Source organism: Collinsella sp. LCP19S3_D3 (assembly GCF_052121455.1).
Lineage (GTDB): Bacteria > Actinomycetota > Coriobacteriia > Coriobacteriales > Coriobacteriaceae > Collinsella.
In genome coordinates this window covers 1-10,803 of the sequence record NZ_JBQKEF010000032.1, presented here as the reverse complement: position 1 = coordinate 10,803, position 10,803 = coordinate 1, and the positions used below count along the sequence as shown (strand labels likewise).

The 10,803-nt window shown below is 57.7% G+C and carries 9 protein-coding genes; 1 reads left to right on the top strand and 8 read right to left on the bottom strand.

Features of this window, described 5'->3' with window-relative positions; translation table 11 throughout:
• The first annotated feature begins 151 nt into the window (after nt 1-151).
• Nucleotides 152-751 (top strand): tRNA (cytidine(34)-2'-O)-methyltransferase, encoded by a 600-nt coding sequence (locus ACTQXM_RS08740; protein ID WP_441537623.1) that lies wholly within the window; start codon nt 152-154, stop codon nt 749-751.
• 130 nt (nt 752-881) lie between these two features.
• Here the strand turns inward: ACTQXM_RS08740 and ACTQXM_RS08735 are convergent, their stop codons facing one another.
• From ACTQXM_RS08735 to ACTQXM_RS08700, 8 genes are all read right to left on the bottom strand, one after another.
• Nucleotides 882-1,943, bottom strand: coding sequence for a hypothetical protein (locus ACTQXM_RS08735; protein ID WP_441537622.1), 1,062 nt, complete (start codon nt 1,941-1,943; stop codon nt 882-884).
• 9 nt (nt 1,944-1,952) lie between these two features.
• The gene (locus ACTQXM_RS08730; protein ID WP_427796095.1) at nt 1,953-2,624 is read right to left on the bottom strand and encodes a DUF4230 domain-containing protein; all 672 of its coding nucleotides are present in this window, start codon (nt 2,622-2,624) and stop codon (nt 1,953-1,955) included.
• Nucleotides 2,625-2,838: 214 nt separating this feature from the next.
• Nucleotides 2,839-3,105 carry an FxLYD domain-containing protein gene (locus tag ACTQXM_RS08725; protein WP_441537621.1) on the bottom strand — a complete coding sequence of 89 codons (267 nt, stop codon included), beginning with the start codon at nt 3,103-3,105 and terminating at the stop codon, nt 2,839-2,841.
• 76 nt (nt 3,106-3,181) lie between these two features.
• Nucleotides 3,182-3,631, bottom strand: coding sequence for a hypothetical protein (locus tag ACTQXM_RS08720; protein WP_441547648.1), 450 nt, complete (start codon nt 3,629-3,631; stop codon nt 3,182-3,184).
• Between the two features lie 217 nt (nt 3,632-3,848).
• The gene (locus tag ACTQXM_RS08715; protein WP_427796093.1) at nt 3,849-4,451 is read right to left on the bottom strand and encodes a recombinase family protein; all 603 of its coding nucleotides are present in this window, start codon (nt 4,449-4,451) and stop codon (nt 3,849-3,851) included.
• Nucleotides 4,452-4,705: 254 nt separating this feature from the next.
• Nucleotides 4,706-7,219 (bottom strand): excinuclease ABC subunit UvrA, encoded by a 2,514-nt coding sequence (locus tag ACTQXM_RS08710; protein WP_441537619.1) that lies wholly within the window; start codon nt 7,217-7,219, stop codon nt 4,706-4,708.
• On the bottom strand, nt 7,212-8,330 hold the full coding sequence (locus ACTQXM_RS08705) for an AAA family ATPase (RefSeq protein ID WP_441537618.1): 1,119 nt from the start codon (nt 8,328-8,330) through the stop codon (nt 7,212-7,214). Before ACTQXM_RS08705 ends, ACTQXM_RS08710 begins: the two co-directional genes overlap by 8 nt.
• A gap of 93 nt (nt 8,331-8,423) precedes the next feature.
• Entirely contained in the window at nt 8,424-10,427 is a 2,004-nt protein-coding gene (locus ACTQXM_RS08700) for a GTP-binding protein (RefSeq protein ID WP_441537617.1), read from the bottom strand.
• Between the last annotated feature and the right edge of the window lie 376 nt (nt 10,428-10,803).

Sequence of the window (10,803 nt, the reverse complement as noted above, 5' to 3'; positions counted from 1 at the left end):
AAGAGCTCGACGGCCCGCCTCCTGGACTCCAGGTCGTGCTTCACCCTGAGGTCTATACTCATGGAAAACCTCCCATTTCCCGATGTCCAAGAAATGGGAGGCAGTTCACTGCCCCTTCGTGGTGGTTTTTCGTTCTATGCCAAGGAGATTCATGTTCAATATCGTGCTGTATGCGCCCGAGATTCCGGCCAATACGGGTAATATCGGCCGTACCTGCGTGGTCACCGGCGCCCGCCTGCATCTGGTGGAGCCACTGGGCTTTTCGCTCGACGACAAAACGGTGCGTCGCGCCGGCCTGGGCTACTGGCAAAACTTGGACGTGACGACCTATGCCAGCTGGGAGGGTTTCCTTGCGCGCAATGACCTTTCCCCCGCCGACGACCGCTTGCATCTGCTGACCAAAAAGGCACGCCGAACCTATGCGCAAAGCACTTACCGTGACGGCGACTATTTGGTCTTTGGCAGCGAAAGCTCGGGGATTCCCGAAGGGCTGCTCGCCGCAGCGCCCGAGCGCTGCGAGCGCATCCCCATGCTGCGCGATTGTGACTCACTCGATAACGCCGAGGCCTGGGAAGCCCACGAGGAATCGCTCGGACATACCGAGAACGGCCATGAGGCCATCCTTCGGCAGGATATCTGCGGCAACTTCGTCAATCCGGACGACTACCGCATCAGCGCACTCAACCTCTCCAACAGCGCCGCCATCGTCCTCTACGAAGCCCTGCGCCAGACAGGCTTTGCCGGCATGTAAAAACCTGCCATTAGGGGACGGGGCAGAAATGGTAGACTTTCAAACTCTCTAGTCCTTGACAAAATGGTTTTGACATCAAATGCGGCAAAGGGACAGTCCCTTTGCCGCATTTGGCTGCTAGCAATTCACGTCAGAATTCAACTTCAAATACAAATGACTGCCGAAGTTCTCGCTTAGCTTGGCTTGTCAGGCTCGAATTTGCCCTTATGTTCAGCTTGCTGCATGCCTCATCGATAGCCATAGCAAGCGATACGGACATGGTCATGGTCGTCTCGCTTTTCAATTCAACCCGATAGCTCTTCGCCTTGTTTTTATCCTCTCCACCGCATCTCGTTTCGATTAACAAGAGAATGTCAGAGTCATGGGCATACCAATGGAGTTCAGGGCGCTGTGGAACCATGTCTCCCTCAAATTCCTGTGTAAACAGGATTTTCTTCTCATTTTTCGTTAAATCGCTCAAAGAGCCGTTGATTCGAGCCGAGCCCTTCTTTCCCGCTTTGGCATTTCCCTTAACCTGGTGGCCTCTCCGAGTTTCCTCGTACTCCGTCACCTCCAACTTGCAGCGCTTCGCGCCAAGCATGAACGCAATCCGTCTCAACTCGGCCATCTTGTCTTGTTGCATGGTTGCGAAATAAGAGTCAAGATCAACAAAGCGAGACCGATCAAAAGCATCTACGTAATATGTGGAATAAAGAGATGGTTTAGGGTAGAAAGACAATTCGCTATCCCCGATTGCCTCGCGGTACAGATTGAAAATCTGCGTACCCTTAACGGTATCCAGCCAACCAATAGCATCCCTACAGGCGTCGATGCCCCGACGCTCATTTCCGTCAACAATTCGAATCATATTCGGCAAATAAAATGAAGGACTCTGATAGGTCTCCTTGGTTACCGGCCTGTATCTATTAAGCTGCTGCTGGTATGCCCAATCGTTGATGGCGTCACCGATATCCGCAGCAGCACCTGCCGCACCATCGGCCGCATCAGCAATAGCCGCCAAGGCGTCATCGACCATCGGAGTTGCAGCACACATTACACCATCGGCAACTTTCTGTACGGTTGCAACCGCGCCCGCCATCGCGCTTCCGGCGCCATCAACCAACCCGGCAGCGGCCTTACGGATATCAAAACTCTGCTTATGTCGCGACAGCTCCTCCCTTTCGACAACAGCTAGATCGTCTTTATCCTCCATAGTGACCTCCTATTTCCGATAGTCGAAATCAACCGTATATTCATCGCCAAATGCCGAGTTGAACATCGCACGGATATTTGCTTCGGCGTTCACTCGAGCCTCTTCGAGCAGCCTGCCATCCTTGATGGCCTCGCTTTCACTCCGCTCCTTGCACTGCGCTTCAAACGCCGTGACATCTTTGACCTCAATGGGGTTGAGGATGTTGTTGCGTTCCTCGAGAGCACCCGACTTATTCATATCCGGCGTGTTCGAGATTACATAAGGCTCATCCATCGTAATGGTCAGCTTTTTCTTGTTTGTATGTATCTCTGCCGTCTCGAGATTCACACCCGCCTTAATGGTTCCCACATAGCGGTACCAAAAGCTGTTTTCCGTAAACGGGATATCAAACCAATCGAAGAACCTCTTGGTATCCGTCACCTTATCGACAATCGCATAGTTCTGCGATGCAGAAACCATCTCGTTCTGGGAAGCGATGCGTTCAAACACGACCGACGGGGAAAGCGTATTGGGGGTCGTTTCTTTCGCGCCCGCAGCTTTGCCGTTACTAAAGATGGTAATGAAAAGTACAGCCACAATCACTCCGCCAAGCGCCAGGCCCGCAAAGAATACCTTGGGCTTTGTCAGGATTCTCCCGAGTTTCGCTTTCAGCGCCCCCATGCCTTCCTCCATCTCATCCATCCCCTATTCCTTTCAAAATCCCTGTTATTTAAGAAACAGCCGTGGGTTATACCTCATGCCTTAATTGTCGTTTTCAGCATGTCTTTAGACGAGGGCAGTTGTTTGCAATCCGAAATAATACACATTCGTTCGCAGCACTTGTTGTTCAATATTTGGCATAAAACGGGCAGGTCAACCATTCATTGCCGATTAACCCGCCCCTTCCGTGCAGAACTTATTTATTTACATCGTAGCTGGAGACAGATGCGACAACGCGCGCAGCGTCAACATCGGACATTGCCTCGAACTTGACTTTCTCACCCGGCGCCCACGAAGAAGTGTCCGCATAAGTCTCCTCCGCTTTGATGTCATCTGCATCATAGAGAGCAAGTGTCAGGCTGACGTTAGAGAACGATATACCAGAGGTGTTCTCAACTACCGCCGTATACGTATACAGACCGTAACCGTCATCCGATTTTTCGAAATTTGCTCCCTGAATCAAACTGTTGATGGCATCCTCATAGCAGGTCTTCTCTGTTACGGACTTTCCATTCTTAATTAAGTCGTTGAAATCATCCTTATATTTTTTCCCCTACTTCCAGCCCGTAATTATCAACAAGCTTCTTGAGTTGCGCAGACCGCTTAACGTAGACTTTATTCCACTCTTCGTAATAATCCGCAGACGATTGCGAGTAGTCCTCGGTCACCTTAAGCTGGTCATCAAGCAGATTCAGATACGTGATTACGTCCTGTTGCATCTTGGAATCCTTAAACCTAGCGTTCTTGAGTTCCTTGTCGTTCTTGATTTCGGCCTCAATAGCTTCCTGGATGTTCTCGGTTGAATGAGGATCATCATCGTTTGCATTAGATTCAATGACGTCGAACCTTCTCTCGAACCCGGCGGCGATAACATTCATCGCCTTATCGTCGACATATTTCGACTTTGCAGCGTTTGCATCATTCTGTGAACAGGCCGAAATGAACCCCAGAGAACAGGTGAGCAGAACAAGCAAACCCATCATGGGCATCTTTTTAGTAATATTTCGTTTCATGACTATTTCCCTTCGATTGACGTTACAGCTCATAACCCCTCGTCAAAAAGCAGACGAATTGGCAACGCGGTGGCACTATTTGGTTCCAGGGCGTGAACTGGATAAACATCGAGGGAAGGAGTGGCTCTGTGCAATAAACTCCCCTCTTCAAAATGTCTAGTTAAAGAGGACGGACAGACGGCGAACGGTCATATCAGTTCGTGTCCGCCCGTCTCCAACGATCGAACGTCGATGCGCTGACGTTCAGGGGCGTTGCGGCCTCTCGCCTCGTAACTTCATCCCCTTCGAATGATTTGATGACATCGTTATAGCCATCCGGGCGTTCGAGCGCCGGCCTCCCAAATCTCACGCCACGCAGGCGCGCCGACGCGATACCCTCCGCCTGGCGCTGCTTGATGTTCTCGCGCTCCAGCTGCGCCACGTAGCTCAAGATCTGAAGGACCAGATCCGCCATGAACGTTCCCGTGATGCCATCGGGTTGCTCGCGCGTATCGAGTAACGGCATATCAAGCACCACGATGGCAGCACGCCTATCCACCGTGATGCGTCGCCATTCATCGAGGACCTCACGATAATCGCGACCTAAACGGTCGATACTTTTGATCACGAGAACGTCACCCTCGCGCAACCTGCGAAGAAGACGCTGGTACTGGGGACGTCTAAAGTTCTTACCGCTTGCCTTGTCAGCGTAAATCTGACCCTGTTGAACGGGAAACCTTCCCAGTGCGTCTAACTGGCGGTCCAAGTTCTGGTCCGCGGAAGAGACACGCACATACCCAAAGATTCGATTGTCCATAATTGCCCCTATCGGCCGCCTCTTGGCGGCATCGGCTCAAGCGAGAACCCACTCACTATAGGGCGTGCAAATTTCGCGAATGGGCTGAGGTCATTTTGGCCCTCGGACACAAGCTGTTCAAGTGCTACGTCGACAACATGCTAGCTTTTAACGGTAATTAACTGCTTTTAACTAGAATTGGCTAGAAAAGAAAAGCGTGATGCTGACAGGCTTTGCCGGCATGTGACAAAGGGACTGTCCCTTTGCCTCATTGTCTATAGGTAGCGGCCAGTAATGCTCTTGGAGCAAGCAGCGATATCCGCCGGAGTGCCGGCGCAGACGACTTGCCCGCCCGCATCGCCACCGCCCGGCCCCATGTCGATCACATAATCGGCATTGCGGATAAGGTCGAGATCGTGCTCGATCACGATAACCGTGGCGCCCTTGGCGACGAGGCCGTCAAACACGTTCAGCAGCACCTGAACATCGAGCGGATGCAGGCCGATTGTGGGCTCGTCGAATACGAATACGGCATCGTCCTGCACGCGGCCCATCTCGCTCGCAATCTTTAAACGCTGCGCCTCGCCGCCCGAAAGCGCCGGCGTGGGCTCACCGAGTGTAAGATAGCCCAAGCCCAGGTCGTGCAAGGTCAGCAAGCGCGCCTGAACCTTCTTGAGCCCCACCGTGGCGTCGAGAGCCTCGTCCACGCTCATGTCCATGAGCTGCGGCAACGTAAGCTTGCTCCCGTCCTTGCCCTCGCGATGGATATGCGAAGCCGTGTCTGCATAACGCGAGCCTCGACATGCTGGGCAGATGATCTCGACATCGGGCAAAAATTGCACGTCGAGCGATATCGAGCCCGTGCCATCGCACGTGGGGCAGCGCAAGGCGCCGGTGTTGTAGCTAAAGGCACCCGCCTTGTAGCCGGCTGCCTTGGCCTCGGGCGTACGGGCGAAGGCGCGACGCAGCTCATCATGGATGTCGGCATAGGTCGCAACCGTCGAGCGCACGTTGGCGCCGATAGGTGTAGCGTCAATCAGGTTTGCGCGTGCGATACCCTCGGCGTCGACCCAGCGCACATGGCTTGGCAGGCGCTCGCCAGCTGCCTGGGCCTTAAGCGCCGGAATGAGTGTCTCGAGCACCAACGTCGTCTTACCCGAACCCGAAACGCCCGTCACCGCGACAAGGCGACCGCGCGGGATATCGACTTCGAGCGGCTTGACGGTATGGATGGCATCGGTTGCCATGCGGATGTGGCCCTGATCGAACATTTCGTCGTCAGTCACCTGCGGGCGCATACGCTTGGACTCTGCGCGCAAAAACGGGGCGATGCGGCTGCCCTGCGATTGTTCGACCTCGTCCACCGTGCCAGCGGCAATCACATTGCCGCCGCCAGCTCCGGCAACGGGGCCCATCTCGACCAGATAGTCGGCTTCCACCAGCACACGTGTATCGTGGTCGACAACAACCACGGTGTTGCCGTCATCCACCAGATCGCGCATCACGCCCACCAAGCCGTCGACATTGGCGGGATGCAAGCCGATTGAGGGCTCGTCCAGCACATAGAGCACGCCCGTCGATCGGTTGCGCACCACGCGGGCGAGCTGCACGCGCTGACGCTCGCCCGTGGAGAGCGTGGCACCGGCGCGATCGAGCGAAAGGTAGTCGAGACCCAGATCGACCAGGCGACGGGCCGCGCTCAAAAACGAATCGCAGATATCCGCCGCCATGGGCCGCATCTCGGCCGGCAAGGATGCGGGCACCCCGCGCACCCACTCAATCGCCTCGCCCAGCGTCATGGCCGCGGCCTGCGCCAGATTGATACCGCGTACCTGGGGCTGGCGCGCAGCCTCGGAGAGGCGCGTGCCGCCACAGTCACGACATGGCCCCTCGCGCAAAAAGCGCGCCACGCGTTTTAAGCCCTTGTCGTCTTTGACCTTGGCGAGCGCGTTCTCGACGGTATAGACGGCATTGTAATAGGTGAAGTCGAGCGGCGTAGCACCCTCGCCGTTTTTGGGAACGTAGAGAATGTGCTTCTTAACCGCCGGGCCGTGAAACACAATGTCGCGCTCTTGAGGCGTGAGCTGGTTAAACGGCACGTCGGTACGCACACCCATCTCGCCTGCCACTTGCTTCATCAGATCCCACATGAGCGTACCCCAAGGAAGCACCGCGCCTTCGTTGATGGTCTTGGACTCGTCGGGCACCAGGCTCGCCTCGTCCACCTCGCGCATGACACCGGTGCCGCCGCAGGTGGGACACGCGCCGCCGCTGTTAAAGGCAAGGTCCTCGGCACCCGGCGCGTAGAACTCACGGCCGCACTCGGGGCACGTGAGCGACAGGCCCGCGGCCACGTTAAGGCTCGGCTCCACGCGCGCCCCGCAGTGCGGGCACACGTGATGGGCGCAACGGCTAAAGAGCAGACGCAGGCTATTGTTGAGCTCGGTCATGGTACCAAAGGTCGAGCGCACACCCGGCACGCTGGGGCGCTGATGCAATGCGAGCGCCGCCGGCACGTGCAGCACCTCGTCCACCTGGGCATGTTCGGCCTGCGTCAGACGACGGCGGGTATAGGTGCTAAGCGCCTCCAGGTAGCGACGCGAGCCCTCGGCGTAAAGAACGCCCAGTGCCAGCGAACTCTTGCCCGAACCCGATACGCCAGCAATACCCACGAGCTTTCCCAGCGGAATATCGATATCGATGTCCTTGAGGTTGTGCACACGTGCGCCACGTACCTCTATAGCCTGCGGGCTCATCTTCTGTTCCGTCACCTTTATCACCCTACTCATGCCATAAAACGCGGTCGCGGATGTACTCGCCCAGCATGGGCACGGTAAACCGGACGAGGCCGTATCCGGCAGCCTCGATGACGCGCTCGCGAATCAGGCTTGCGCGATATTTACTCGCCCAGCTTTGGGTGCGGTCGCAGCGCTCAATGATGTCAGCCATGCGCGTCGGCTTGCCCCCATCAGCCGCCATGGCCTCGATAAAGAGGCGCTGCGGACTGCGCAACCCGTAATACAAGGGAGCGTCCACTGCTTCATAGAACTCGGAGATGGCATCGGCGTAGCCAGCCTCGACATCGCACACTTCAATGACCCGCGAGTCACGCCGGACAGCAGACCTCCACATGTAATATCCCACCAGCTGAACCATATAGGGATGCCCCATGCTCTTGCGCGCCGCAAGGTCCGCCGTCTCCGCATCAACGCAAAGACCAGTGCCTTTGACCGTCTGGATATATGAATCGCGCACTTTGGGCAAAGAAATCGCCCCCAGCGTACGCTGCTGGGCGCGGCGCAAAAACGTTACGCTCGGCTCTTCGAGCAAGTCATCGACCATGCTGGGCAAGCCGGCAAAAACCAGCACAAGACCGCGCTGGTCGCTATCGGGCAAGCCCGTAGCATCCTGGTCTCCGAGCACCTGCTGATAGAGAACGGCCAGCGCCGCCAGCTCCTCGATAGATGCCGATTGGGCCTCGTCAATCGCAAACAGTAAGCCCTTTCCCGGCCCGAGTTTCTTGAGGCGTTCGTTGACTAACCCGCGCAACGTCTCGCCTTTTGCCCGCGCCGCCTCGACCGACATTCGGCCAAACGACGGACCAAATTCCATTGACGTCACAACGGGTTTATTCGAGCGAAGCGCGTCGGCCAAGCGCTCGCATAGGCCAAGCGAGGCGGAATCGGAGACAACCGCCCATCCGCGCTCGCTAGCTAAACGCTGCAGCTCCCGCAAGAGAACTGTTTTGCCATAGCCGCGGTTTCCCGTAATGAGCATGAGCCTGCCCGGCGCTCCGGCGCCGTTATCGAGCCCTTCCTCGAAATCTTCGATGACCGACTCGCGGCCGATGAGTATCGGAGGCCGCTTGCCAGCCGTGGGCTTAAAGGGATTTGGATTCATGTCGGCCTCCTCGGATTGGCAAACCCTGGTAACAGTTATACCAACTTATACCGAGTTATACCAACAGGATGCGACAAAGAGACTGACCCTCTATCACCTATGGCGGAAAAACTCGACGTCCGCCGCTCGCCAGGGGCGGAAGGTGGCGGGATCGACCTTTACGTGGGCTGCCTCGGGGACGTCGTACCACTTGACCGTGTAGCCAGCGCCGTGAGAGCAAAAGACCGAGTCGGGCGTGTTGGGTAGATCGGCCTCGGGCTCATAGGCGGCCGTCTCGATGACGCGCGCGGCATCATGGCATGCCGCATAACCGGCGAACTCCAGGTACAGATGCCCGCGACCGCTCGTGTAGGCGGCCACCTCCAGCGCATAATCCTGCGCCTCAGATGCCGGCACGCGACCCACAAGCTTCGCCCGTCCGCCCGCCATCGTCGGCGGCTCGTACTCGGCACCCATGCGCGTGGCGTCTGACAACGCCCTGCCCACACACTCCCCCGGCACCTCGAGCTCAAAGCGATACCACGGCTCCAACAGCACCGCCGCGCCGGCCTCACGCGCCTGCATGAGCCCCTGGCGAATCGCGCGGTACGTGGCCTGGCGAAAGTCGCCGCCCTCGGTGTGTTTGGCATGCGCACGGCCACCTGTGAGCGTAATGCGCACATCGGTGATGGGCGAGCCGGTCAGCACGCCCAGGTGATCGCGCTCCATGGCGTTTGTGAGCGCCAGGCGTTGCCAGTTAAGATCGAGCTCGTCGGTCGAAGTCACGGTGCCAAACTGCACGCCCGAACCCGCCGGCAACGGCTCTAGGCGCAGATGCACCTCGGCATAGTGGCGCAGCGGCTCAAAGTGGCCCACGCCCTCGACCGGCTGCGAAACGGTCTCCTTATAGAGAATGCCGCCGGGCTCAAACGAAATCGAAAGGCCAAAGCGATCGGCCAACACCCGCTGCACGACCTCGAGTTGCACGGCGCCCATCAGCTGCAGGTGAATCTGCTCCAGATGAGTATTCCAGCTTACGCCGAGCATGGGGTCTTCGTCCGCCAACTCAGTCAGCGCTTTAAACACCGCATGGACATCGTGTTCGCCCGGAAGCACCGTATAGGTGAGGACCGGAGCGATGACGGGCGCATCACACACGGGCTCCGCACCCAAGGCGTCCCCTGGGCGAACGTGCGCAAGACCCGTCACGGCACAAATACCGCCAGCAGCAACTTCTTGGGCAAGCTCATACTTTTCGCCGTTATAGATGCGCACCTGATCGACCTTCTGCTCCCATGCCTCGGCACCGGAACGTCCGCTGATCATCTGTTTTGCACACAGCGTGCCGCCGGTCACTTTAACCCATGCCAAGCGCTCGCCGCGATCCCCGCGGCTGACACGATAGACGCGCGCGGCAAACTCCGGAAGCCATATCTGTTCGCGCATCAGCACGCATATGCCATCCAGCAGCTCGCTCACGCCCTGGTCCTTGAGCGCCGAGCCGGCAAAGCAGGGAAAGAGCTTGCGCTCGGCAACCATGCGCGACAGCGTTGCGACGGAAAGCTCGCCTGCCTCAAGAAACTCCTCGAGCGCCGCCTCGTCCAACGCAGCAGCGTCCTCCTGAACGGCGCCGCCCTCCAGCAGTTCGTTGGCATCCAGGCAGCCTTCGGAAAGACGCCGCCCAAGTTGTGCCAGCAAAACATCGCGGCCGGGATTCTCCAAATCGGTTTTGTTGATATAGATGAACGTCGGAATGTCATAGCGTGCAAGCAGGCGCCACAGGGTTTCGGTGTGCCCCTGCACGCCGTCGTTGGCGCCCACAACTAAAATCGCGTAGTCGAGTGCGCGCAGCGTGCGCTCCGCCTCGGCAGAAAAATCGACATGCCCCGGTGCATCCACGAGCATGACGCGGGTATCACCGTGGTCGAGCACGGCCTGCGACGAGAAAATCGTAATGCCGCGCTCGCGCTCGATCGCGTTAGTGTCCAGATGCGAATCGCCATCGTCCACGCGGCCGCGCTTACGAATGCGACCCGCATCGAACAGCATGGCCTCGGCCAGCGTGGTCTTGCCAGCATCGACATGCGCCAAGATTCCAACGACCGCTTGCTTCGACATGGCTCTCCTCTTATTGCAAGCCCGTCGCACGCGGAAACGGGCGCTCTCGTTCCACACTGGATGATACAATTTACGGGCCGGCGGGCGAAGCGGGCCCTATCCCCCGACCGAGCTCATCGCCCCGCGTTGCCGTGCGGCGATTTTCGTAGGTTCGCGCCTTGCGAAAGCCGGCACCTCCCCTTTTAATATGAGAAAGCCATTGTCAATAGGCGTGTTTGTTCGAGCCCGGTTTTAAACCGGGCTTTTTCGTTTCCCGTCGGGAGGACCCGCGCACGCTGCACGTTTAGTCGACGCTTGCCTGGCAAGCTAATATCCGCGGGCTCTTGCGGGCGCGCTGCCGGCGGTCAGCCCGGTATGTCCGCGCACCCCACCGCAT